The sequence below is a fragment of the Deinococcus peraridilitoris DSM 19664 genome (assembly GCF_000317835.1).
In the GTDB taxonomy this organism is placed as follows: Bacteria; Deinococcota; Deinococci; order Deinococcales; family Deinococcaceae; genus Deinococcus_A; species Deinococcus_A peraridilitoris.
In genome coordinates this window covers 418,993-443,040 of the sequence record NC_019793.1, presented here as the reverse complement: position 1 = coordinate 443,040, position 24,048 = coordinate 418,993, and the positions used below count along the sequence as shown (strand labels likewise).

The following is a 24,048-nucleotide window of genomic DNA, read 5'->3' as shown; positions in this document are numbered from 1 at the left end:
AGGAGAACTGACCCAGCACGCGGCATCATGAGGTTTTCGGCCCATGCTGCACATGTTCAGAAGCGCACTTCCGCACCCAGGGTGGCCCGCCCTGTTCCGGCGGCCGTCCTGACCGTTGCCTTGAGACCGAGAGGACCAAACAAAGGCGCGCGCAGGCCCGCTTCTACATACGGGTTTGGCGTGGGACTCCATTCCAGGCCCGCGCCCACGAAGGCGTCGATGCCGGTGGCCGGCAAGTTCACGTCACGCAGCGTTGCGCCCAGAGAATAGGTAGGAGCGCTGGTGGTGAAGGGCCGCTCGAGAGCGGCTTCCAGGCCAAGACGACCGATAAATGGCAGCGCCGCGAGGCCGAAGCCTGCCTGTACGCCCACGCCCGTCGTGGAAACGCCGACTGCTGCCCAGCCTCCCGCCAGGGAGGCTGGCGCGACGGCCAGCAGGCCGAACAGGGCCAGGATGCGTTTCGGCAAAGTGCTCACGCTCCAGCCTCGCACGCCAGACCGAGCGAGAGCAGCGCCGCATCGGCGCCCCAGGGCATGATGAGCTGTACTCCGGTCGAGAGTTGGCCCTGGGACTGCGGCAGCGCCAGCACCGGGGTGCCCAGCAGGCTCCAGGGCGCGGTGAGGCGCAACACAGCCTGCCGAACCGGGACAGTCAGGTTGCCCAGCGTGAGTTGTTCCTGGTCGATCAGCGGCGCGACATCCGGAACGGCGGGCGCCAGCAGGACGTCATAGGCTTGAAAGAGGGCGTCGAGGTGCCCACGGAGTGACGCTCTTTGCTGATGGGCGGCCCGAACCTCGTCGTGTGTCAGGGTCTGGCCACGCCGCAGCAATTCGAGGGTGCGCGGGGCAAAGCCCGGTTCGTCGCCTGCGAGGGCGTCAGCGTGGACCCGTGCGCCTTCTGCAAGCACGATCGGGGTGTAAACGTCCAGAACGTCAGGAAACTCGAAGAGTTCGACCGAGGCGCCCTGTGTGCGCAAACGCTCGGCAAAGCCCACGACCTGGGCCCAGGTTGTGGGCGTGGTCCAGTGAGGCACATTCCACAGGCCCACCCGCTGGCCCTGCCAACTTGCGGTGCTGGCAGCCTGACCCGTGACGGCTTCGTGCACACGCGCGATCACGCCGACGGTTCTGGCCAGTGGGCCGGCATGGTCGCAGGTCTGGCTCAGCGGCAGCACCCCCTCGGTGGAGTAGAGGCCGAAGGTGGGTTTGAAGCCGACTACACCGCAGAAGCTGGCAGGTACGCGAATCGAGCCGCCCGTATCGGTACCCAGGGCAAAATCCACCTCGCCCAGCGCAACCGACGCCGCGGCTCCACCGCTGGAGCCGCCGGCAATTCTCGCCGGATCGAGCGGATTGCGCGTTCCTCCAAAGGCGTTGAAGCCGATGATGCCCAGTGCCACTTCGTGCAACTGCGTGGAGCCAATCAGGTCCGCGCCGCGCTCCAGCAGTTGCCGGACCAGCAGGCTTTCCCCCACGTTCGGCAGGGGCGCCTGGGTCCCGGCGCGCAGCGGCCAGCCAGGAATACCGTACAGGTCCTTGGCGCTGAAGGTGAGTCCCGAAAGTGGCCCCGGCGCACGGGCGCGAAGGGGTTCACTCGGGCGGTGCGCCCAGATGCCTAGTGGATCGGTGTGCATGGCCGTCAGTGTACGTCAGGGAGAGGCGGCTGGGACAGCTGTTCAGGGCAGGATTCGGGGTTGGCGGAGGACACCCTGCGACAGGGTGTAAGGACCGAAGTTTGGCTTGCCGAACAGGCCGGCGTCCACGGTAAAGTTTCCGTCGATGCGGTAGCTGACGGCCTCGCCCCGTCCGACCCGCACGAACTGGCCCAGGTTGGCGAGCGTGATCGGCAGGCTCAGCAGCGCCTGCTGGCGCGCTTCACCATTGGCAGGCAGATCGATGTTGGGGAGCTCGACTGCGCCCACGTTCTGGCCTTCCAGGAAGAAGTGGCCCCCGGCCCGCGCCAGGCGCACCGGATACGGATTGGGGTTCTGCACGCGCAGCATCAAGGACAGCGTGGCCGTGGCCGGTGATCCGCCGCCTGGCAGGGTCAGGCTTTGCAATCGGACGCTTTCAGTCTGAAACGTCGGTACCTGCACGATGGCCTGGCGGGGTGCGCAGGCGGCCAGCAGCAACGGGACGGCGAGCAGGGGAGCGGCAAGTCGGGGCAACAGGGCTGGCATGCGCCCACTCTACACGCTGTCTTTTCCGCTCGGCTGACCGGAATCTGAAGGGGCGTGACTCGGGCGTGACTTGCCTGGTTACCCCGGCAGAGGTGCGGCTGAACACTGAAGGCGCGCTGGCGGCAATGCCTTTGCGAAATTGCTAGGGTAGCGCTATGACTCGACGTATCCTTCGCGCGTCCCTCGCACTGCTGTGCTCGGCAGGCCTGAGCGCAGGGGCCACCAACCTGGAGCTGGACGCCACAGCGCCCTTTTCGGTCGGCGTGGCGGGCCCCACCGTGCGCATCGGTGTTTCCGAACTGGAGTTTTCGGGCAGTTCCCTCGCCTTCGGTCTCAGTCACCGGGCGGTGGAACTGAGCGCGGGGCGGCGGCTTGACCTGTCGGTGGCCGGCACCGCCGGCGCGCGTCTGTCGGCCGGATATGCCTTCGTGGGCGGAGCGCGTTTGGCGCTCTCGGGCAACGCCACGCTGGGCGCGGTGGCCCTGAATGTTCAGTCGGCCTTGTGGACGACCCGACAGAGGGAATTCGATCCGCTGATCGAGTCGAGCTATGAGGGTGCGAGTACCCAGGAGCGTGGCTGGACGTTCGATGCGGCTGCCCGCTACCGGCTGCAGCGCGACCTGCTGCTGCTCGGCTCTGGCAATCTGGGGCAGCAGCCGAACCTGGCGGCGGGGCTGGAGTGGCGGCAGGGCGAACTCAGTCTGCGTGGTGGAGCGCGGTTCGGAGAGGGTGTGGTCGGGGCAATGCTGGGCGCGACCCTGCGCCGCGAGGACCTTACCCTGAGCGTCGACGCCCTCGTCGGGCCGTTGCCCGCCGTCACCGGAAGCCTGAACTATGCCGATCCGCTCAGTCTGCCGTCCAGCCTGCGCGTGTACGCAGCGTACGAGCTGTGGCGCCGGCACGTCGAGCCGTGGCGTGTGGGGGCCGAATTGCGCTTTGAGCAGGGTCCCGGCGAGTGGTCTGCCGACGTGCGGGGCACGTCCCGCTCGGTGGCTGCACGTCTCGGGTACCGTCTGCCGCTGAACGTGGAGGAGTAAGCCGGTGGAACGGGCAGCCGCGTGTCGTCACGGACGACTGCCGAAAGCTGACGAAGGCGGGCCGTTTCGGGGGCCCGCCAGCAGGGTTCGGGAAGCGGTACCGTGGCCACTTCTCGGCCATAAGGTGTGCGTCAGCCAGCCGCGCGCCTTCTCATGAGACCGGACGCCATACTGGGGGCGTGAAAAAACCTTTGCCTTTCGCGTTGGCGCTGATGGTGTTCGCATCGCTCGGTGCGGCGTTCGCTCAGAGCGCCTCTGAAGTCGTCGCCAAAGTACAGGCGACCCAGAAAAGCCTCAAGGATGTGAGTTTCAAGGTCAGCGGCACCGCCACGCTCGACGCGGGCGCGCAGAAGCTGGATTTTGACGTTCAGGCCATTCCCTCGCAGAACGTGGCGCGGATCAACTTCAATGCCCCCGATGCCCTCGCCGATAACGTCGTCGTAGTGGACAACAAGAAGGTGCGCAATTACCTGTACCTCACCAACCAGATCACTGAGCAGGACGCTGCGCGCAGCGCCTCGGCCGGGGGTTTCGATTTCGACTTCTCCCAACTCGCTGACGCCACGACGCTGCTGACCAGCCGTTACGACGTGAAGCTGCTCGAAACCCAGACGCAGAACGGCACCAAGGTGTACCTGCTCGAGGGCACTTCCAAGAATGGCGCGACCGAGCGCCAGCGGCTGTGGATTACCGAGCAGGGCTGGCGCCCGGTGCGCTCGCAGGTGCTCAACGGCGCGGGCAAGGTGATTTCGGACCTGAACATCACCAACTACAAGACCAACAGCGGTCTGACGGCGGCGCGGCTGCGGGCTTTGCCCAAGGACGCCGAGGTCATTCGGCGCTGAATTCAGGGGCGCAGACCCCCTGAAGTGTTTGGGCAGGGCAGCCGCGCGGCTGCCCTGCCCCGTTTTGCTGCCCCGTTTTGAAGCGTGCTGAGGCCGGGCAGGCGTAAATCCTGGGGAGAGTCGGCAGATTCCGAGGTTCAGCTGCTGGGAAGAACGCGGCGTGCGCCTACATAACGAAAGCGGTAGTACACACCGCTGATGTCGTCGATGGTCGTGCGCCCGAGGTACGAGTTGGCGTGCGCGAACTGTCCGTTGCCCAGATAGATGCCGACGTGGGAAATACCGTTGCCAAGGGTGTTGAAGAATACCAGATCACCCGAGCGGAGATCTTCCCGGGCAACCGGTGTTCCCTTGTTGAACTGTTCGCGGGTGGTGCGGGGCAGCAGGACGCCGATCTGTTGCATGACTGCGCGGGTAAACGCCGAGCAGTCGATGGCCTTGCCGCCGCTGGCGCCCAGTTGGTAGGGAATGCCCATGAAACGCATGGCCGCAGCGCGGACGACCCCGTTTTTGTTTTGGGATCTGGCGTTCTGGGTGTTGATGGGTGCCGCCGGAGCGGACTGCACTTTCGGTGGGGCGGCGCCTGTTCCGGTGACCTTGAGCTCCTGTCCGACCTGAATGGTCGTCGACGGCAGCTTGTTGAGGGTCATCAGCTCGGCCGGATCCATGTTGTGGATTCGGGCGACGTTGTAAAGCGTGTCACCCGCCTTGACTTTATAGGTATCTGCTGAGGCAATCGAGAACATTGCTCCTGCAGCGAAGAGGAGGGCCCGTACGGCAATCATTAGGGGCAAGTTTACCATTCACATCTTTAAGCAGTCTTTAATCTATGAGCAAAGTGTGTTTTTTATGCGTCTATACGCGCTTTATACGAACGTGAATTCGCTGACCAGATGGTCAATTTTCATAATCTGGGGGCCACGCTCTCACACACGTGAGAGCGTCTATACTGCCCCCAACCCAGGCACACGCGGAGGTGACGATGAAAGAAACCCTGACCACCGAACAAATCCTGCAAGGCCTCAAGCACTACCGCCGCATCGCGCGCCAGGACATGCTGCGCGCGCCCGAAACGCCCCATCCGGACGCCTTTTTAAAGCACGCCGAATCCCGGCGGGAAGTGTACGTGGCGCTCGCACAGCGGGCCGAACAGGGAAGTGCAGGCGACGTGGTCGAGCACGCCATCGATCTGTACCGCACCTTGCCCTTTGTCACGGGCACTCCCGAGCATGAATACCCCGAAATCAAGGGCAAGGAAAATGCCCTGGAAAATTTCTTTCTGATGGTCGGGCTCGATCCCAAACAGCGCCGCGAAGCGCGCAGCAGTCGCCCACGTCTGGGCTGACTCGAAGCGGACTTCATGAAGCTCGAAATGCTCGCGCAGGAAGCGCGGGACTGTCCGGCCTGCCGGCTTGCCAGTTCGCGCACCCAGGTGGTCTTTCACGACGGTGTCCCCGGCGCGGCGCTGCTGATCGTCGGAGAAGGCCCCGGCGCCGATGAGGACCGGACAGGACGGCCCTTCGTCGGGCGCGCCGGGGTCCTCCTCGACCGCATTCTGGCAGCAGTAGAGTTGGGTCGGCAGGACGTATACATCACCAACATCGTCAAATGCCGTCCTCCGGGCAACCACACGCCCGAACAAGACGAAATCGCCGCCTGTCAGCGCTGGCTGAGACCTCAGCTTGAATTGTTACGCCCAAAAGTGATCCTGACGCTCGGAAACACACCGACCCGGCACCTTCTCGATACCCGGCAAGGCATCACCAGCCTCCGTGGTCGCTGGCACCGCTACCGGCACCCTCCCGAGCGTACGTCCGGGTCCTCGTGGGAAGCATGGCTGATGCCAATGTTTCACCCCGCGTACCTGCTGCGCAACGACTCCCGCGCGCCCGGCGGTCCCAAAAGCCTGACCTGGCGTGACATTCGGGAGGTAAAAGCAGTCCTGGACGGGCGACTCGACCCCGCCCGGGAGAGGCGGGCGCAGGGCGCTCCCTGACGGCGTCGGACAGGTTCGAAACTGCCGGGTGCACTCAGCCTTGCGCCGGGCGTCTGCGCAGGTGCCGCACCGGGCTTTGGTCGGTATGCTGGGCAGCATGCCTCATCCTGAATTCATCGGTCTTGTGCAAAGCTTGCTGGCCACGGCCGAAGCTGCCCTGGGCGAATTTACTCCCACCACGGCGCGGGCGCGCAACGACGGCCTGCTGGAAACGCCGCAACGCGCGCGCCAGACCGCCGAGCGCAGCCTGCGTCTGCTGACCATGCTGGCCGAAAAAACCCGGGGCAATCTGGACCGCACCGAAGCAGAACTGCTCACCGAGGCCATAGCTTCCATTCGGTCCCGGCTGGCGTCATGAGTTCACGTCGACGGAGTCGTGGTCCGTGAAGGCCTTGTTGCAGCGTGTCGCGCGTGCCAGCGTCCGGGTCGACGGTCAGCTGGTGGGTCAGGTGGGTCAGGGGTTGCTGATTCTGCTGGGCGTCGGGCAAGGTGACGCTCCCGAGCAGGCGCACAAGCTGGCCGAGAAAATTGCGCGGCTGCGAATTTTTTCCGATGACGCGGGCAAGATGAACCTCAGCATCGTCCAGGTCGGTGGGGCGGTGCTGTCGGTGTCGCAATTCACCCTTTACGCGGACACCCGCAAGGGCAACCGGCCCAGCTTCGTGGACGCGGCGGCGCCCGAACAGGGCCGGGCCCTCTACCAGATCTTCAACGAAGCCCTGCGCGCGCAACTGCTCCAGGTCGAGGAAGGCATTTTCGGCGCCGACATGCAGGTGGAACTGGTGAACGACGGACCGGTCACCGTGCTGCTCGAAGCCTGACGCTGCCCGAGGTCTGATACTGCTCACGTCTGACGCGCACGGCCCGACCATGGTGCTCTCTGCGTTCACGCCGCGGTCAGGCCGTGCGGGTACACTTGAGCGCATGAAGCGCCGCGTTCCCGTCCTCGTCCAGACCTCGGCCCTGCTCCTTGCCCTCACCTCGGGTGTCACCTCTGCGTACACCGTTCAGAAAGGCGACACCCTCTACAGCCTGGCCCGACGCGAAGGTGTCACGGTCGAAGCGCTCGTGCAGCTCAACCGTCTTGCCGATACCACCCTCTCTGTCGGGCAGGAACTGGTGCTGCCCAGCGAGCAGAAAGCCCAGCAGATTGCGGGCGTGAAAGTGCTGGCCCCGGTGATGCTGAAAGAAGGCGACATCTTCACCCTGCGCCTGACCGGAGAGCGCAGCGCCGAGGCGCGCGTGCGTTTTCTGAGCGAGGTGAACGAGGACGTTCGCTCGCCCGCCGAGGACCTCGCCCCGTTCGGCGCCGCCGGAGAGTACGTGGTGCTGGGCCGCGTGGTGCTGGGGCAGCGCCGTCCGTTAACCTACGAAGTGCGCCTGGGCGACGAAAGGATCACGGGCAGCGTGCCCGTGTCCTCACGCGGACTGAAAGTACAGAACCTCAACTTGGCCCCGGAAATCGCCGCCAGGCGGCAGGACCCGAAACGCGTCGAGGAAGAGGCGCTGGTCGAGAAAGCCTACGCACGCCGGACACCGCAGGCCTGGTCGAGGCCGTTTCTGGGCGTGCCGGGGGTTCGCGTCGTCACGTCGCAGTTCGGCCAGCCGCGCCGCTACACCAAGGACGAGGAGCTCAAGTACCACTACGGTACCGATTACGCGGCGCCCACTGGCAGCCCGGTCCAGGCGCTCAACGACGGTACGGTGGTGGTGGCCGGAATGTACCCTGCCCGAGGTGGCCTGGTGGCCATCGATCATGGTGCGGGCGTCGTGAGCATGTATTTTCACCAGTCGAAGCTGCAAGTGAAGGTCGGCGATCAGGTCACGCGCGGCCAGATCATCGGACAGGTCGGCTCGACCGGCATCTCCAATGGTCCTCACCTGCATCTGGAAGTGCGTGTGCGCGGCGAGGCGGTCAATCCGGCGGCATTGTTCAACCGGATGCTGCCGTGACCAGCGCTTTCCAAGCCCGATGAAGAGCAAAGCGGACCGTCCGGACCTCATGGCCGTGCGGGACATTCTCACCGGTTACGCGTCGGGCGCGTTCCTGATGGACAACGGTGACGGGCTGCAGTGGTACACCTCCAAACGGCGGGCCCTGGTGCCACTCGACGAGCGCTTTCATGTTCCCAGCTCGCTGCGTCGTGCCATGCACAAGTTCGAGATTCGCCTGAACACCGACTTCGAGGGTGTGGTCGCAGGCTGCGCCGCCCGCGAGGAAACCTGGATCTCCGACGAGTTGCGCGCCGTCTATCGCGCGCTTCACCGTGCGGGATTCGCGCACAGCTTCGAAACCTGGCAAGACGGGCGCCTGGCGGGCGGCGTCCTGGGAATCACGCTGGGCGGTGCGTTTATTGGCGAGAGCATGTTTCACGTGGTGACGGACGCCAGCAAGGTCGCGCTGGTCCGTCTGGTCGGGCATCTGCGGACGCGCGGCTTCATCCTGTTCGATGCGCAGATTCAAAATCCTCACCTGGCGCGCTTCGGAACCTTCGAGGTCGGCGAGAGGCAGTACGCGGAGCTGTTGCAAAAGGCCCTGAGTGTTTCCGCGCACTTGAACTCCAAGGTGGGTGATGCCTAACCCTTTGCCCGCACCCGCCAGAGCGATGCGGTTAAATGGCCCCATGCACGCCGCCACCCAGAACGAGGAACGCACCCGCAACGAGGATGCCGTGAAGCTTCAGCGCGTTTTGATCTGCGATGAAATGAATCCAGGTGAACTCGATCATCCCGGTTTCGTCATCGACTACGTGCCGAACATGCCACGCGCCGACGTGCTGGCCCGGTTGCCCGAGTACGACGCGCTGATCACCCGCTCGCGCACCCGGGTCGATGCAGAGTTGCTCGCAGCGGGGCCTCGCCTGAAAGTGGTCGGGCGTGGTGGTGTGGGTGTCGATAACATCGACCTCGACGCGGCGTCACGGCGCGGTGTGCTGATCCTCAACGCGCCCGAATCGAACAATGTCAGTGCTGCCGAACTGGCGCTCGCGCACCTGCTGGCAGCGGCACGCGGCCTGACGCGCAGCGACGCGCATACCCGCGCGGGCGGTTGGGATCGCAAGTACCTGGGCATCGAACTGAAAGACAAGCGCCTGGGCATCGTGGGCCTGGGGCGCATCGGTTCGATCGTCGCCTCGCGCGCGCAGGGGATGCGCATGCAGGTGGTGGCGTTTGACCCATACATCGGGCAAGCTAACTTCGAGCGTCTGGAGGTCGCGCGCGCCGAAACGCTGGCGGAATTGCTTTCGCAGGTCGACTTCCTGACGGTGCACACGCCCCTCACGGACGAGACGCGTGGCATGATCGGTGCGACCGAACTGGCCCTGCTGAAGCCTGGAGCAATCGTAGTGAACGCGGCGCGTGGCGGCATCGTCGACGAGGAGGCCCTGGCGCAGGCCCTCACGAGCGGGCACCTGTTCGGTGCCGGGATCGACGTCTTCGTCGACGAGCCACCCCGACCTGACCATCCCCTGCTGCACGCTCCGAACCTCGGCATCACCGCCCACCTGGGCGCCAACACCTTCGAAGCGCAGGAACGTGTCGGGGCTGAGATCGTCGATCGCGTGCTCGCGGCCCTCAGGGGAGACGTGTCGCGCGGAGCGGTCAACGCGCCCGCCCTGGACGCCAGGACCCGCGAAGCGCTCGGTAGTTACCTCGATCTGGGTGAAAAGCTCGGCAAGATCCTGGGTCAGCTGCTTCCGGGAGCTTCCGAACTCGAAGTGGAGTTTCACGGTAGCCTGCCGGGAGACTCCGCGCCCATTGTCACGAGCGTGCTGATCGGCTACCTCAGCGGCGTCACGGACGAGGTGCCCAATCTGATCAACGCGCGCGCGATTGCCAAGGAGCGGGGTCTGCGCGTCCTGACACGTGAAGGACAGGAAAGCGAGTTCTACCAGAGCGAAATACTCGTGAGCGCCCGGGAGGGTGAGCGAAGGCGCCGGGTGGGTGGAACGGTGTTTGGTACCTTGCCGCGCCTGACCCGCCTGCGCAATTTCCGTGTCGAAGTCGCGCCGGAGGGCTTCATCCTGATTCTCTCCAACCGCGACCGGCCCGGCGCGGTCGCCAAGCTGTCGACCCTGCTGGGCAACTGGGGCGTGAACATCGCCGGCATGGCACTGGGTCGCGCCGAGAAGGGCGGGGAGGCATTGTTCACCCTGACCCTCGACGACGCGCTGACACCCGAGCAACTCGACGAGATTCGCGCGCTTGACGTGATCGATTCGGCGTACCTGGTCCGGGTCTGAGGTGAGCGTGTCCAGCCATGACCTTCAGCCCGGCCCTTCTTCCAGGCCCTCCGAACCTGTCGGGGCGCTGCTCCGTCCACGGCTGCTGGCTCCCGGTCCGGTTGAGACCGATCCTCGCACGATGCTGAGCCTGGCGCAGCCGCAAATTCACCACCGCACGCCCGAAGCGCGCGCCATCGTGCAAGAAGCGCGTGACCGACTGCGTCGGCTGCTGGGCGCGCCTTCCTGGGAAGTGCTGATCATGACGTCAAGTGGCACGGGCGCCTTCGAGACGGCGCTGCTGGGGCTGGTGCCCGAGGGCGCGCCAGTACTGGTCGCTTCGGCGGGCAAATTCGGCGAGCGCTGGGGTGAGATGGCCCGGGCGTTCGGGTATGTGGTGAGTAGCGTCAAAAAACCCTGGGGTGAAAGCCTCGACCCGCAGGAAGTCGCGGCCGCCTGCGGCGGCATGCGCGCGTTGCTGATCACCCATTCTGAAACCAGCACCGGCGCCCTGCATGACCTGGGCGCGATTGCGCGCGCCGCGAAGCAGGTCAATCCAGAACTGCTGATCATTGTGGACGCCGTGACCAGCTACGGCGTGGCGGAGCTGCGACCCGAGGAGTGGGACCTGGACACGGTCATCAGTGGTTCGCAGAAGGCCGTCGCGGGGCCGCCGGGGCTGGGTTTTGTCTTTCTGTCGCCGCGCGCCGTATCACGGTTGGGCGGTCACACGCACCGCTATTACTTCGATGCCCGCAAGGAACTCGCGTCGCAGCAGAAAGGAGAGACGGCGCAGACCCCGGCCATCAACCTGATTGCCAGCCTCAGCAGCAGCACCGAGCGGCTGCTCAGCGTGCCGCTGGACGTGTTGTGGGCAGAAAAGGCCCGCCTGAATGCGGCGTTGCTGGCGGCAGGTGAAGCGCTCGGTTGCCGTCCCTTTGCCTCGCGGCCCAGCCCGGCAGTCGCGGCGCTCGTGCCTCCCGAAGGTATAAGCGGCAAACAGGTCGCCGGCGCGCTCGCCTCTCTCGGTGCGCGCGCAGCGGCTGGCCAGGCGCCCCATCAGGACGACCTCTTCCGCATCTCGATGATGGGCTACTTCGACCGATACGACGCGTTGGGTGCAGCCGGGCTCCTGGAAGACGCCCTCGTGAGTCTGGGCGCGGCGGTGACCCGGGGAGCGGCCGTGAGCCGTGCCTGGAGCGTGCTGTCGAGCTGACGCGCACTGTCGTACGCCCGTGCCGATTGCGGGTACCAGGTGCCGAGCAGGAACTGGGGTTTCTGAATCGTTTGAGTCGAGTGAGAAGCGCGCCTGCTGAGCTTGACACTCACCTCAAAGTGTGACCCTGCGAACCGAACATCACCCTTTATTCTGGTTCGCTACAGCTACGCCAATATCAATGGTCTTCTCTGGCTTGGAGAAGACCTGAACCGTTGCGTTCGTTGCCCAGGAGGCGTGATGCTGGAGTTGGTGTACGACAAGGACGTGAGGATTGCCGAAAGCAGGCACATGCTCGAACTGTATCTGGACGAAAAGCATGGTGAGGCGCTGGCCGTGTTCATTCCGCAGGAACCGGGTGTACCACAGCCATGCCACGAGCTCCACGAGATCGCCCGGGCCCTGTTGCGGGAGTTCGTGCCGACCGCACGCCTCAAGGTGCTGCTGTGCAATCCGACTCAGCGCTCGTTTCAGTGGCTCGACATTAGTCCGACTGTACAGTGGCGCCCTGCGCCCGTAGACGAGGTGCGCGGCAGCGGCCTCGCCTGGGCCTGATCCGGATGCTGGTGGCAGAACGCTCACCTGCACGGTCTCCACAGAGCGTTGCCTGATGGGCCGAACGCTGCCTCTCGCAGCGGCAATTTCAGTGCAGTCGTTCAGTGCACTCGCGCAAATTCGCGGACCAGCTCGGTCACGGTCACCGGATACTTGTCGATCAGGGCGTGTGGGCCGTGTTCGATGCAGACCAGCTGACCTCGCGGCAAGCGGCACGCGAGGCGCCGAAGCGCCCGGCTGCGCACCACCTCGTCCGCTTCGCCCTGCAAGACCAGCGTGGGCGCCTGCACTTGTGGCGGCAGGGCGTCGGTGCCGGCATGACGCAGGTCGCGGTACAGGCGGATAACGCGGCGCGGTCCGGCGATCAGGTAGGACTGCGTGAGGCGCCAGACGTAGTAGCGGCGGTCCCTGAACCCATCGAGGAACACCCTCCATACCTGCTGGGCGACCGGCATCAGAGGTTGCAGGCCGGTGGGTGCGCTGAGCACCAGCCGTGGCGTGAGTTGTGGATGCCGGGCTGCCAAGTGAAGCAGCACCTGACCCCCCAGCGAATGACCGAGCAGGGTCGCGTTGGTCAGTCCATGGGCGACCAGCCAGGCGGCCAGCTGCTCGGTCAGACTCTCGACCGTCGTGAATCTGTTGGGCGCAGCGCGGGTGTACCCATGCCCCGGTGCGTCATAGGCCCACACCTCGAAATAAGGTGCCAGTGCCGACTGCAGGGCGGTGTAACACACGTGGCTGCAACCCAGGCCAGGAACGATCACCAACGGAGGGCCGCTGCCCTGCACGCGTGCGTAGGTCCGGACACCCTGCACTGTCAGCCAGACGTTGCGCGCGGCCAGGTGCGCTTCATTGCGGTTCACTTCGTGTGTTGCGGACAAGTTCAGATGCTCCCGGAACATTCTCCATGATTCTGGACCAGCGGTGTTTGCCCCGTCGAGCGCGGGCGGTGCCAGGACCACCGGCAGGCCCGTATGGTGCGTATCTCGGTTTTTCCCGAGCGAGTTGTAGGGCGGTGACAGAGAGTCAGGTACACGCCCGACGACCACGCTGCCGCGCGTGGCATGATCACCTCATGCCACGCGCCATGCCCAAGTTCGGCTGCCCTGGCGGGCAACCGTGAAAATCGCTTCCTGGAACGTCAATTCACTCAATGTGCGTTTGCCGCAGGTGCTGGCCTGGCTGCAAGAACACCGTCCCGACGTGCTTGCGCTGCAGGAGACCAAGCTGGAAGACGCCCGCTTTCCAGTCGCGGTGTTTGAAGAACTGGGCTACTGCGCCGTCTACTCGGGACAGAAAACCTACAACGGGGTCGCGCTCCTGTCCCGGACACCGCTGACAGAAGTGCAGATTGGAATTCCGCAGTACACCGACGAGCAGCGGCGGGTCGTGGCAGCGACGCTGGCGGGAGTCCGGGTGGTGTGCCTGTACGTTCCCAACGGTCAGGCGGTCGGATCGGCAAAATACCACTACAAACTGGAGTGGCTGTCTCACGTGCGGACCTGGCTGGAAGAAGAACTTGCCCGTCACACACGGCTCGCGGTTGTGGGAGACCTCAACATCGCTCCCGAGGACCGCGACGTCCACGATCCCCGGCGCTGGGAAGGTCAGGTTCTGGTGAGCGGGCCCGAACGCGCCGCCTTTCAGTCGCTGCTGGACCTGGGCCTGCAGGACGCCCTGCGCCTTTCACCACAGTCAGAGGGGATATTCAGCTGGTGGAATTACGGTGCCTTGGCCTTTCGGCGCAACTGGGGCTTGCGCATCGATCACGTCCTCCTCTCCGGGGAACTGGCTCGGGAGTGCCGGGCGTGCTGGGTCGACCGGCAGCCGCGCGGCAACGAGCGTCCCTCGGATCACGCTCCGGTGGTGGCCGAGTTCGCCTGATCCGGAGCAAAGCTGCCCCTTGACGGCAGCGCCGTTCAGCAAAGGTGTGCATTTTCGGTTGTTCTGTCCTCAGCGAAATGGCAGACTAAAAACCTGTGTTGAGCCAGACTGATTCCCCCGAAGTTCAAGTATTGAAAACCGTCTTTGGCTACGACGCGTTCCGCGGACCGCAGGCCGACATCGTACGTCACGTGGCCGCCGGAGCGGACGCCCTGGTGCTGATGCCCACCGGGGGCGGCAAGAGCCTGTGCTATCAGGTGCCGGCCCTGCTGCGCGGCGCTACCGCCATCGTGGTGTCTCCGCTCATCGCGCTGATGAAAGACCAGGTGGACGCCCTCAGGCAGCTCGGGGTGCGCGCCGCTTACCTGAACAGCAGCCTGGGAGCTTATGAAGCGCGCGAAGTCGAGGAGGCGCTGCGTCACGGGGAGCTGCAACTGCTCTACGTCGCGCCCGAGAGGCTGATGACCCCACGTTTCCTGGACCTGCTCGACCGCAGCGAGGTGTCGCTCTTTGCCATCGACGAGGCGCACTGTGTCAGTCAGTGGGGCCACGACTTCCGCCCGGAATACCTGCAGCTCGCGGTGCTGGCCGAGCGCTATCCACATGTGCCGCGCCTGGCACTGACGGCGACCGCCGATGAGGCCACCCGGCGTGAGATCGTCGAGAAGCTGCACCTGCAGGGCGCCCGGCAGTTCATCAGCTCGTTTGACCGGCCCAACATCCATTACCGCATCGTCGAAAAGAACAATGCGCTGAGGCAGCTGCTGGAATTCATTCGCGCCGAACACGACGGTGACGCTGGCATCGTGTATTGCCTGTCGCGCAAATCGGTCGAGGAGAGCGCCGCGTGGCTCGCTGCCCAGGGCGTGAGTGCCCTGCCGTACCACGCCGGCCTGGGCCCCGAGGTTCGTGCGCGCCACCAGGAACGTTTTCTGCGCGAGGAAGGCCTGGTAATGGTCGCCACGGTGGCCTTTGGGATGGGCATCGACAAACCCAACGTGCGTTTCGTCGCGCACCTCGATCTGCCCAAGAGCCTGGAAGGGTATTACCAGGAAACCGGGCGTGCCGGACGCGACGGGCTTCCCAGCACCGTCCTGATGACCTACGGACTTGCGGACGTCGTGTCGGTGCGCCGGATGCTCGCGTCGAGCACCGCGCCCGAACCGGTCCGGCGGGTCGAGGGCCAGAAACTCGACGCGCTGCTGGCCTTTGCCGAAAGTGCCCAGTGCCGCCGTCAGGTGTTGCTGCGCTACTTCGGCGAGGAGTTGAGCGCTCCCTGTGGCAACTGCGACACCTGCCAGAATCCCTGCGAAACCTGGGACGCGCTGGTGGCCGCGCAGAAGCTGCTTTCCGCCGCGGTGCGCACCGGCAACCGCTTTGGGGCGGGGCACCTGATCGACATTCTGCTGGGCAAGGACAGCCCCCGCGTGCGGGCGCTGGGGCATCATCAGCTCAGCGTGTACGGTCTGGGCAGTGAACTGAGCGAGCGTCAGTGGAGATCGGTGGTCCGGCAGCTGGTGGCCCTGGGTTACCTCACCACCGACGCGGGTGGCCACGGCAGCCTGATCGTCACCCCCGCCGCGCGGGCCCTGCTGAAAGGGGAGTGCGCGCTGCGCCTGCGCCGCGATTCCGACAAACCCGTCAAGAGTGCCCGGCGGCCCGCGGCCGAGCCGCTCGGGGCCCACGACGAGGGCCTGTTCGCCGAGTTGCGCGCCCTGCGTCTCCAGCTTGCCCAGGCCCAGAAGGTGCCGCCGTACGTGATCTTTCACGACGCCACCTTGAAGGCCATGGCCGAAAGCCGCCCGCAGACCCTGACGCAACTGGCTACCATCAGCGGCGTGGGACAGGGCAAGCTGGAACGCTATGGCGACGCTTTTCTGGCGGTTCTGCAAGGACACCCGCCTCGAGGCCCGGTCGCGTCAGGTTCGGGGCCGCTTGAGCGCTCCGTCGCGGTGGCCGTCGGCTCCAAGGCCGATACCCTGGAGGTGACCTTGCAGCTGCTGCGTGGCGGGTTGACCATCGCGGACATCGCACGCGAGCGCCAATTGACCGCGCAGACCGTGAGCGGTCACCTGGCCGAACTGGCGCGTGCCGGCGAAGTAACCCCGCAGGAAGCCACGGGATTCAGCGACTCCGATCTGCGCGCCATCGAGCAGGCGTGGCAGGCGCTGCCGAGCGACGCGCGCGGCAAACTCAAGCCGCTGCGCGAAGCGCTGGGGGGTGCGTACGACTATGACCGGCTGCGGGTGGCGCACGCCTGGATCGCGCGTCAGTAATGTTCCCCAACCGACCATGAGAAACGCGGGCTGCCTCGTCATGTGACCATCAGCTCAAAGCGCTTTAGTGAAAGCTCATGACCTGTCTTTGCAAATCCCTTTCGGGCACCGTGCCCTTGGAGACTGAATGAAACATCCTTTTCGCTGGCTTGCCCCGGCACTCATCGCCGGCCTGCTCGCTTGTGGCCAAACGAACCTCAACAACGGGCCTCTTGACGAGGACAGCCTGCCTCCGGCACCGAACACCCGGGGAAACTTTTCCGGAACGGTGGGCTACGTTCCCGATACCCTAGGTGTCCCTGCGGAGTCGCCGACCAGTGCCGAAAACATCGTGGCCGGCCAATTGATCGTGAAGTTCAAATCGGGCGTCTCGGCGCAGTCGCTGAGCCTTCTCAGCGTGAAGGGCGCGCCGGTCGAGCGGGTGCGCGCGCTGGCCATCGACGGTGCGGGCGTCTACCGCGTTCCCGGCGCCGACGCCCGGGCGACGCAGGCCGCGGCCCGTGAGCTCGCTGCGCGGCCCGACGTCGAATATGCCGAGCCCGACCGCATCGTCCGGGCGTGGCGTACACCCAACGATCCCAGCTACACCACCCGGCAGTGGAACTTGCAGGACGGCAGCGGCGGGATCAGGCTACCCACGGCCTGGAATACCACCATCGGCGCCAATTCGACGGTCGTGGCGATCATCGACACTGGAATTCTGTACCGGCGTGGCGACGTGGCGGCGAGCCACCCAGATCTGCCTTCCGAGCGTCTCCTGCCCGGCTACGACTTCATCACCAATGCCAACTGCAATACCGGAGCGGCCTGCTCAGGTGACGGCGATGGCCGGGACGGCGATCCGTACGATGTCGGTGATGACCCGACCAGCCCCTCATACCACGGCACCTTCGTGGTGGGCATCGTGGGCGCTGCGAGCGACAACCGCGTCGGAATGGCCGGCGTGAACTGGGGCACGCGCCTGTTGCCCGTGCGCGCGCTGGGACCTGGCGGCGGCACCTCCTCGGACATTATCGACGCGCTGCTCTACGCGGCGGGCGTGGCTTCGGCAGGTGTGCCCAACAACCCCACGCCGGCGGACGTCATCAATCTCAGCCTGGGCGGCGAGGGCACCTGCGGCACGGCTTTTCAGGCGGCCATCAACAAGGCGCTGGGTGGGCCGAAAAAGCCCCTCATCGTGGTCGCGGCGGGCAACGGCGGCAAGGATGGGGTGGGTGACAACGCCAGTGGGACCTTCCCGGCCAATTGCCAGGGCGTGATGGCGGTGGGCGCCACCACCCGCAGCGGTGCGCGCGCCAGTTATTCGAACTACGGCTCGGTGCTGAGCGTAATGGCGCCGGGGGGTGCCCCGGGCGACGGCGTGTGGAGCCTCACGCGCCACAGTGGGCAGTTCACCTATGCCGGCGGCGCCGGAACCTCGTACGCCGCGCCGCACGTGGCGGGCCTGGCGGCATTGATGCGCGCCGTCACTCCGGCTCTCAGCGCCCTCGAACTGCAGCGCCTGATGGAAAACACCGCGCAGCCGGTCAGTTGCAACACGCCAAACGGCGAGAGCTGTGGCGCCGGGCTGATCAACGCCGCAGCGGCCGTGCAAGCCGCACTGAGCGGCGCGCAGATCTTCGCGCTGTCACCGGCCAACAACCTGCAGATCGAGCAGGGCAGCTCGAGGAGCGTGACCATCAAGATCGAGCGGTCGGCCGGCTTCGGTGGCGCAGTGGACCTGTCCGTCGGCACTCTGCCCACGGGAGTTCGGGCCAGCTTCGACCCCGACCCTGCCACCGGGACGAGCAGCACCTTGACCCTCACCGTCGATACGAGCGCCAAAGAGGGTATCTACAGCGTGCCCATCACCGGGGTGAGCGGCGATCAGCGCGCGACCACCGCCCTGAACCTGCGGGTCGGTCCACCACTCGGGATTCGGGGCACCCACGTCAGGGCGGACTACTACCAGGGCAAGTGGGTGTACGACGAGTCCAAGTCCGGCAGTCTCGTGATCGACACCGATGGCACCACCAGCCCGTTCGCCATTCCGAACCGCGGGCCCGGCTGGTACTTTGTCTATGCCGTTCATGACACCAACAAGGACGACCAGCTGAACGCGGGCGACTACTTCGGTTACTCCGAGTACATGCTCAATCCGCCGGAAGGCGGCATCAAGCTGCAAATGGAACTGGTGACCGACATTGCCGACCTGAAGCTGACGGGCGCGCAGCTTCGCGGCGTTCAGAGAATGCTGGCGCGGCCGCCTGTTCGCTAACCTGAGCCTCGTCGGGTGCTTCCCGGACCATGCCGCGTCAGCTTCCTCCACCCTCGGGTGGAGGAAGCTTTTTGGACGAGGCGCTGAGGCTGGCACCCACGCTTGCCGCGATGACCAGGACCATCGCCAGCAACTGGCGACCGCTCAGCGCTTCGTGCAGCAGCACAAAGCCCATCATGGCGGCCACGGCCGGCTCCAGACTCATCAGGATGCTGAAGGTGCGCGAGGGCAGGCGTCTGAGCGCCGTCATTTCCAGCGAGTAAGGGAGAGCGGAAGACAGCAGTGCTACCCCCAGGCCGAGCACCAGGATATGCGGCGCCAGCAACGAACCCCCAGCCTCGGCCACCCCGAAAGGCAGGGCGATCAGCGCAGCGACCAGCATGCCGAGTGCCAGCCCCTGTCCGCCGCTGAAGGCGCGCCCGAGGCGTGCCCCGACCAGAATGTAAGCTGCCCAGAAACCACCGGCGAGTAACGCGAGGCCAACGCCCAGAGGGTCGATGGCGCTGCCCGGTGCCAGCGGTGAAATGAGCAGAATGCCGGCGCCTGCGAGCACTGCCCACAGGTAATCGAGCTTGCGCCGCGAAGCGAACACCGCCACGCCCAGCGGACCGACGAACTCGAGGGTGACCGCCAGTCCGAGTGGAATGCGCTCGATCGAGGCGTAAAAGCACAGGTTCATCAGTCCCAGCGCCGCCCCGAACAGCGCGGTGGTGGCAAGGTCGCCGCGCGAGTAGCGCGACAGGCGCGGACGCCACATCGCCAGCAGAATCAGGGCCGCGAAGCCGATGCGCAGCGCCGAGGTGCCGCCTGGACCGACAGCCGGAAAGAGGGACTTGGCCAGTGCCGCTCCACCCTGAATCGAAACGATGGCCATCAGCACGGCCGTGGTGGGCGGAAGTTCCCATTTCCGGGTGATGAGGGGCGTCATGACAGCCTCCCGGCGGCACGGTGCATGGGGGCCACTTTAACAGGTTGCTGTGGGCATGAAGGTGGGACAGTGTGCCTCCCAAAAGCCGGGCCGGGGCACTGCGGTGCCCCGGCCCGAACTCCAGTTTTCAGGTCAGGCCCATTTGATCAGCCCAAGCTCCAGTTCGCCGGCCAGCTCGGGCCGCGAGGGCAGCATGCGCGCCGATACGGTATACAGTCCGCTGTTCGAGAGCGCAATCTCTCCTTCGTAGCTGCCGTTGCCACCGTGCGAAAGGACCACGCGTTCGCGCTGTCCTTCGCGCTCCAGGATGGCTTCCACGCGCACATCACGCGGGGACAGGTTGGCAGCGTTCACCTGGGCACGGACCTTCAGGGTCTGGCCGGGCTCGGCAGTGGCGGGCACGTCGGCGCTGGCCTGAATGGTGGTATTCGGCCACTGCTCCAGCACGTAGCGCTTCCAGGCCGCCAACTCGCGCGCCAGTGCGAAGTCGTTCGCCCACACCTGCTGAGCACGCGCACTGAGCGGTAGGTAGTACTTCTGGGTGTAATCGATGACCTGACGCTGCATGCTGAACTGCGGCGCGACCGTGATGATGGCGCGGCGCACTTTTTCGAGCCAGCCGTGGTTGAAGCCGCGCTCATCGCGGCGGTAGTAGAGCGGCACGATCTGGTCTTCGAGGGTTTCGTACAGACTGAAGCTGTCGGCGTCGTCCTGCACGTCAAGGCTGGAAAACTCGCGCTCGTCCCCGATGGCGTAGCCGTTGGTCCCGTCGAAGCTTTCGCGCCACCAGCCGTCCAGGATCGAGAAATTCAGCGCGCCGTTGATGCTGGCCTTCATGCCCGAGGTGCCCGAAGCTTCCAGCGGACGGCGCGGATTGTTGAGCCAGATGTCCACGCCCTGCACTAGATGGCGCGCGACGTTCATGTCGTAATTCTCCAGAATCACGATCTTGCCGCGGAACTCCGCTTCCTGGCTCATGCGGTAGATTTCCTGAATGAAGGCCTTGCCGGGATTGTCGGCCGGGTGGGCCTTGCCGGCAAAGACGAACTGCACCGGTCTCGCCGGGTCGTTCAGAATGGCCGAGAGGCGCGCGCGGTCACGAAACAGCAGCGTGGCGCGCTTGTAGGTGGCAAAGCGGCGCGCGAAGCCGATGGTGAGCGCCTCGGGTGACAGCACCGAGCCCGCCGCCTTGATGTCAGCAGCGCTCGCGCCGTTGCGACGCAGCTGCTCTTGCAGGCGGCCACGCACGAACTGAATCATGTCGAGCTTCAGGTCGCGCAGGGCCGCCACGAGGTTCTCGTCGGGGATACCGGGAATGGCCGCTTCCCACATGGCCTGATCCTCGATCCGCTCCTGCCAGTCCTCGGGCAGTACGCTGGCGTACAGGTCCCGCAGCTTCTGTGCCAGGAAAGTCAGGGTATGGGCGCCGTTGGTGACGTGGCCCACCGGCACCTCGTCCTCGCTGGCGCCCGGGTACAGGAAGTTCCACATTTTACGGCTGACCTCGCCGTGCAGTTCCGAGACGCCGTTGGCCGCGCGCGAAAGGCGCAGGGCCAGCACGGTCATGCTGAAAGTCTGTCCCCAGGGCTGGTCGTGGCGGGCCAGCTCGGTCATGGCTTCCCAGCTGGTACCCAACTGTGCGGGCCAGTCGCCCAGGTAGCGTCCGACCAGGTCCAGCGGAAAGGCGTCATTTCCGGCTGGGACAGGAGTGTGGGTGGTGAAAATGGTTCCCGATGCGACCGCCTCGACGGCCGAAGCGAAGTCAAGCCCGCCTTGCACCAGTTCACGGATGCGCTCCAGACCCAGGAACGCGGCGTGTCCTTCGTTCATGTGAAAGACGGTGGCGTTGACGCCCAGTTGACGCAGCGCCCGCACGCCGCCCACGCCGAGCACCAGTTCCTGCTGAATGCGCAGATCCTGCCCTGGCCCGTACAGGCGCGCGGTGAGCGCGCGGTCAGCCTCACTGTTCTCGGGGACGTTGGTGTCGAGCAGGTAGACCGGGATGCGCCCGACGAGCAGCGTCCACACCCGGATATGCACGTCCCGACCGGCGACCGGAACGGCCAAGCGCACTTCCTTGCCTTCCGGGGTGCGGGCTGGCTTGATCGGGAGGGTGGTCAGGTCGAGCTCGTCGTACGCTTCTTCCTGCCAGCCGTCCTTGTTGATCATCTGGCGGAAGTACCCCTGGTGAAAGAGCAGCCCGACTGCCGCAAAAGGCAGGCCAAGGTCCGAGGCACTTTTGCAGTGATCACCGGCCAGAATGCCCAAGCCGCCCGAGTAGATCGGCAGGCTTTCGTAAAAGCCGTACTCCATGCTGAAATACGCGATCTGCCCCAGCTCGGCGGCGTTGTGCTTTGCCCAGGTGGTGGGAGCCTGCAGGTAGGCGTCGAAGTCAGCCAGTACCCGACGGACGCGCGCGAGGTAACGCGAGTCACGCGCGAGTTCGTCCAGCCGCGACTGCGCCACCTCGAGCAGCACGCGCAGCGGGTTATGATTGAAGCGCTCCCATAACGCCGGGTCGAGATCCTGATACAGCGCCTGCGCGTGCGGTGTCCAGCTCCAGTACAGGTTGTAGGCCAGCTCCTCCAGGCGCCGCAATTCTGCGGGCAGCTTGGGAAGCACCGTGACTTTGCCAAGAACGTTCATCCGATCGAGTCTACACCACAGTGTATTTCTCACGTTTTATTCAAGACCACATACGTCGAAGTGGTCGCCGAGCGCAGGCGCGTCGCCTGATACGGCACAGAGCGAGTGGCCTGCTCCTTTCCACGCGCTCCGTGCTCAAGACCTGCAGACTACACTTCCAGCGGAACGTCCACGCCCAGCTCGGCCAGCACGGTGTGAATGGCCTGTACGTCGATGCCGGCGCGGGCGTGCACGCGCGCCACCGTGGCGTGTTCCTGAAATTCATCCGGAATTCCCAGCACGCGCACGGGCGTACCCAGTCTCAGGTCGCTCAGCGCTTCGAGCACACCTGAGCCGAAGCCTCCGACGCGGGTGTTGTCCTCGATCGTCACCAATGCCCGCGCCTGCTGAGCCACTTCGCGCAGCATCTTCAGATCGAGCGGCTTGACGAAGCGGGCATTGACCACGCCCACGCCCGGCAGACCTTCGGCTGCGGCCAGTGCGTACTCCAGCGCTTTACCGCCTGCCAGCAGCACCACGTCGTCCCCCGCCCGCAGCCGCTCCCAGCTTCCCCAGGCGAGTTCGGGCCACTCACCCTCGGGTACGCGGTCGGTGTTGCCGCGCGGATAGCGGATGGCCACCGGCCCACCCACCTTGAGCGCGCCCCGCAGCATGCCGCGCAGCTCCCGGGTGTCTTTTGGCAGGGCGATCTGCACGTTGGGAATGGAGCGCAGGAAACTCAAATCGAACACGCCGTTGTGCGTCGCACCGTCCGCGCCGACCACGCCGCCCCGGTCGACCGCGAAAATCACGGGCAGGTTCTCCAGGGCCACGTCGTGGACGACCTGATCGTAACCGCGTTGCAGAAAGGTCGAGTAGATTGCCACGACCGGCCGCAGTCCCTGCAGGGCCATGCCCGCACCGGCAGTCACCGCGACGTCCTCGGCGATGCCCACGTCGAGGTAGCGACTGGGGTGAGCCTGGCTGTACTTCACGAGTCCGCTGCCCTCACGCATGGCGGGGGTGATCACGAACAGCCGCGGGTCTTCCTTGGCCAGCGCCGTGACGGCGTCACCGAAGGCGTTGGACCAGCTGTAAGCACTCGATTGGGGTGAGGCGCCCGTAGCGGGGTCGAACTTGCCCGGACCATGCCACTTGATGGGGTCCTCTTCGGCGTAGGGCAGGCCTTTGCCCTTCTTGGTCACCACGTGCAGGATGGTAGGACCATCGAGCTCATTGAGTTTCTCGATCAGGTATACCAGTTCGCGCACGTCGTGACCGTCCACCGGGCCGACGTAACGCAGGCCCATCGCGGCAAACGGGTTCACGCTGGCCGGATCGAAGAAGTGCCGGGCACTGTCCTTGGCGCGCGACAGCATGTCGGCCAGCGGCTTGCTGAGGGCGCCCACCGTCTTCTTGCCGGCACTTTCGGATTCCTGGAACCACTTCTGCACCTGCAGGGTGCGCATGAATTTATTGATCGCGCCGACGTTCTCCGAGATGCTCATCTCGTTGTCGTTGAGCACGATCAGCATTTTCTTGCCGCTGTCGCCGATGGTGTTCAGCGCAGCCAGCGCCATGCCACCCGTCAGGGCGCCGTCACCGATGACCGCCGCGATGCGGTAGTCCTGACCCAGGCTGTCGCGCGCGTAGGCCATGCCGAGCGCGTTGGCCAGCGAAGTGCTCGCGTGCCCGACCGTGATGGCGTCGTGTTCGGACTCGCCCACCTTGGTAAAGCCTGACAGGCCGCCTTCTTTCTTGATGGTCGGCATCCGGTCACGTCGACCGGTGAGCATCTTGTGGGCGTAAGCCTGATGTCCCACATCGAAGAGGATCCGGTCACGCGGTGAGTTCAGCATGTAGTGCAGCGCGACGATGATCTCGACAGCCCCCAGACTGGACGCCAGGTGGCCGCCGTCCAGCGAGCACACCCGGATGATCTCGTCACGCAGCTCCCGCGAAAGCTGGGGCAGCTCTTCCCTGGAAAGTTTCTTGAGATCGTCGGGTGAGTTGATGTTTTCGAGCAC

At 65.3% G+C, this 24,048-nt stretch carries 22 protein-coding genes; 14 read left to right on the top strand and 8 right to left on the bottom strand.

Features of this window, described 5'->3' with window-relative positions; translation table 11 throughout:
• Window positions 1-56: 56 nt before the first annotated feature.
• From DEIPE_RS02000 to DEIPE_RS01990, 3 genes are read right to left on the bottom strand one after another with little or no spacing between them, the layout of a single operon-like run.
• Complete coding sequence (locus DEIPE_RS02000; RefSeq protein WP_015234316.1) at window positions 57-476, bottom strand: hypothetical protein; 420 nt, start codon at window positions 474-476, stop codon at window positions 57-59.
• The gene (locus tag DEIPE_RS01995) at window positions 473-1,633 is read right to left on the bottom strand and encodes an amidase (protein WP_015234315.1); all 1,161 of its coding nucleotides are present in this window, start codon (window positions 1,631-1,633) and stop codon (window positions 473-475) included. Before DEIPE_RS01995 ends, DEIPE_RS02000 begins: the two co-directional genes overlap by 4 nt.
• Before the next feature lie 42 nt (window positions 1,634-1,675).
• Window positions 1,676-2,179, bottom strand: a complete 504-nt coding sequence (locus tag DEIPE_RS01990; RefSeq protein ID WP_015234314.1) for an LEA/WHy family protein — start codon at window positions 2,177-2,179, stop codon at window positions 1,676-1,678.
• Window positions 2,180-2,334: 155 nt separating this feature from the next.
• Between DEIPE_RS01990 and DEIPE_RS01985 the strand changes: the two genes are divergently transcribed.
• Together DEIPE_RS01985 and DEIPE_RS01980 are read left to right on the top strand one after the other, a co-directional pair.
• Window positions 2,335-3,216, top strand: coding sequence for a hypothetical protein (locus DEIPE_RS01985; RefSeq protein ID WP_015234313.1), 882 nt, complete (start codon window positions 2,335-2,337; stop codon window positions 3,214-3,216).
• Window positions 3,217-3,395: 179 nt separating this feature from the next.
• The gene (locus DEIPE_RS01980; RefSeq protein WP_245557579.1) at window positions 3,396-4,061 is read left to right on the top strand and encodes an outer membrane lipoprotein carrier protein LolA; all 666 of its coding nucleotides are present in this window, start codon (window positions 3,396-3,398) and stop codon (window positions 4,059-4,061) included.
• A gap of 137 nt (window positions 4,062-4,198) precedes the next feature.
• Here DEIPE_RS01980 and DEIPE_RS01975 read toward each other — a convergent pair whose 3' ends face one another.
• Window positions 4,199-4,846 carry a C40 family peptidase gene (locus tag DEIPE_RS01975; protein ID WP_041230639.1) on the bottom strand — a complete coding sequence of 216 codons (648 nt, stop codon included), beginning with the start codon at window positions 4,844-4,846 and terminating at the stop codon, window positions 4,199-4,201.
• Between the two features lie 197 nt (window positions 4,847-5,043).
• Here DEIPE_RS01975 and DEIPE_RS01970 point away from each other — a divergent pair, with 197 nt between their 5' ends.
• From DEIPE_RS01970 to DEIPE_RS01930, 9 genes are all read left to right on the top strand, one after another.
• A complete protein-coding gene (locus tag DEIPE_RS01970; protein ID WP_015234310.1) occupies window positions 5,044-5,406 on the top strand; it encodes a hypothetical protein in 363 nt (120 codons plus the stop codon).
• 15 nt (window positions 5,407-5,421) lie between these two features.
• Entirely contained in the window at window positions 5,422-6,057 is a 636-nt protein-coding gene (locus DEIPE_RS01965) for a uracil-DNA glycosylase (RefSeq protein ID WP_015234309.1), read from the top strand.
• A gap of 97 nt (window positions 6,058-6,154) precedes the next feature.
• On the top strand, window positions 6,155-6,415 hold the full coding sequence (locus DEIPE_RS01960) for a DUF1844 domain-containing protein (RefSeq protein WP_041231085.1): 261 nt from the start codon (window positions 6,155-6,157) through the stop codon (window positions 6,413-6,415).
• Between the two features lie 25 nt (window positions 6,416-6,440).
• Window positions 6,441-6,878: a D-aminoacyl-tRNA deacylase gene (dtd, locus tag DEIPE_RS01955; protein WP_015234307.1), complete on the top strand. Its 438-nt coding sequence runs from the start codon at window positions 6,441-6,443 to the stop codon at window positions 6,876-6,878.
• A gap of 103 nt (window positions 6,879-6,981) precedes the next feature.
• Window positions 6,982-8,010, top strand: coding sequence for a peptidoglycan DD-metalloendopeptidase family protein (locus DEIPE_RS01950; RefSeq protein ID WP_015234306.1), 1,029 nt, complete (start codon window positions 6,982-6,984; stop codon window positions 8,008-8,010).
• Window positions 8,011-8,029: 19 nt separating this feature from the next.
• Window positions 8,030-8,638, top strand: a complete 609-nt coding sequence (gene aat, locus DEIPE_RS01945) for a leucyl/phenylalanyl-tRNA--protein transferase (protein ID WP_015234305.1) — start codon at window positions 8,030-8,032, stop codon at window positions 8,636-8,638.
• A gap of 43 nt (window positions 8,639-8,681) precedes the next feature.
• Window positions 8,682-10,301, top strand: a complete 1,620-nt coding sequence (serA, locus tag DEIPE_RS01940; RefSeq protein WP_015234304.1) for a phosphoglycerate dehydrogenase — start codon at window positions 8,682-8,684, stop codon at window positions 10,299-10,301.
• A gap of 7 nt (window positions 10,302-10,308) precedes the next feature.
• On the top strand, window positions 10,309-11,496 hold the full coding sequence (locus DEIPE_RS01935; RefSeq protein WP_015234303.1) for a pyridoxal-phosphate-dependent aminotransferase family protein: 1,188 nt from the start codon (window positions 10,309-10,311) through the stop codon (window positions 11,494-11,496).
• A gap of 237 nt (window positions 11,497-11,733) precedes the next feature.
• Window positions 11,734-12,051 carry a hypothetical protein gene (locus DEIPE_RS01930; protein WP_157448733.1) on the top strand — a complete coding sequence of 106 codons (318 nt, stop codon included), beginning with the start codon at window positions 11,734-11,736 and terminating at the stop codon, window positions 12,049-12,051.
• Window positions 12,052-12,152: 101 nt separating this feature from the next.
• Here the strand turns inward: DEIPE_RS01930 and DEIPE_RS01925 are convergent, their stop codons facing one another.
• Complete coding sequence (locus tag DEIPE_RS01925) at window positions 12,153-12,932, bottom strand: alpha/beta fold hydrolase (protein WP_157448732.1); 780 nt, start codon at window positions 12,930-12,932, stop codon at window positions 12,153-12,155.
• Window positions 12,933-13,170: 238 nt separating this feature from the next.
• Here DEIPE_RS01925 and xth point away from each other — a divergent pair, with 238 nt between their 5' ends.
• The 3 genes from xth to DEIPE_RS01910 all read left to right on the top strand — a co-directional run bounded on the left by xth (window position 13,171) and on the right by DEIPE_RS01910 (window position 18,468).
• On the top strand, window positions 13,171-13,935 hold the full coding sequence (gene xth / locus DEIPE_RS01920) for an exodeoxyribonuclease III (RefSeq protein ID WP_015234300.1): 765 nt from the start codon (window positions 13,171-13,173) through the stop codon (window positions 13,933-13,935).
• 95 nt (window positions 13,936-14,030) lie between these two features.
• Window positions 14,031-16,211: a DNA helicase RecQ gene (gene recQ / locus DEIPE_RS01915; protein WP_015234299.1), complete on the top strand. Its 2,181-nt coding sequence runs from the start codon at window positions 14,031-14,033 to the stop codon at window positions 16,209-16,211.
• A gap of 127 nt (window positions 16,212-16,338) precedes the next feature.
• Window positions 16,339-18,468, top strand: coding sequence for a S8 family serine peptidase (locus tag DEIPE_RS01910; RefSeq protein WP_015234298.1), 2,130 nt, complete (start codon window positions 16,339-16,341; stop codon window positions 18,466-18,468).
• A gap of 37 nt (window positions 18,469-18,505) precedes the next feature.
• Here DEIPE_RS01910 and DEIPE_RS01905 read toward each other — a convergent pair whose 3' ends face one another.
• The 3 genes from DEIPE_RS01905 to dxs all read right to left on the bottom strand — a co-directional run bounded on the left by DEIPE_RS01905 (window position 18,506) and on the right by dxs (window position 24,048).
• Window positions 18,506-19,396 carry an EamA family transporter gene (locus tag DEIPE_RS01905; RefSeq protein WP_015234297.1) on the bottom strand — a complete coding sequence of 297 codons (891 nt, stop codon included), beginning with the start codon at window positions 19,394-19,396 and terminating at the stop codon, window positions 18,506-18,508.
• 132 nt (window positions 19,397-19,528) lie between these two features.
• Window positions 19,529-22,042, bottom strand: coding sequence for an alpha-glucan family phosphorylase (gene glgP, locus DEIPE_RS01900; RefSeq protein WP_015234296.1), 2,514 nt, complete (start codon window positions 22,040-22,042; stop codon window positions 19,529-19,531).
• A gap of 149 nt (window positions 22,043-22,191) precedes the next feature.
• Window positions 22,192-24,048, bottom strand: a complete 1,857-nt coding sequence (gene dxs / locus DEIPE_RS01895) for a 1-deoxy-D-xylulose-5-phosphate synthase (RefSeq protein WP_015234295.1) — start codon at window positions 24,046-24,048, stop codon at window positions 22,192-22,194.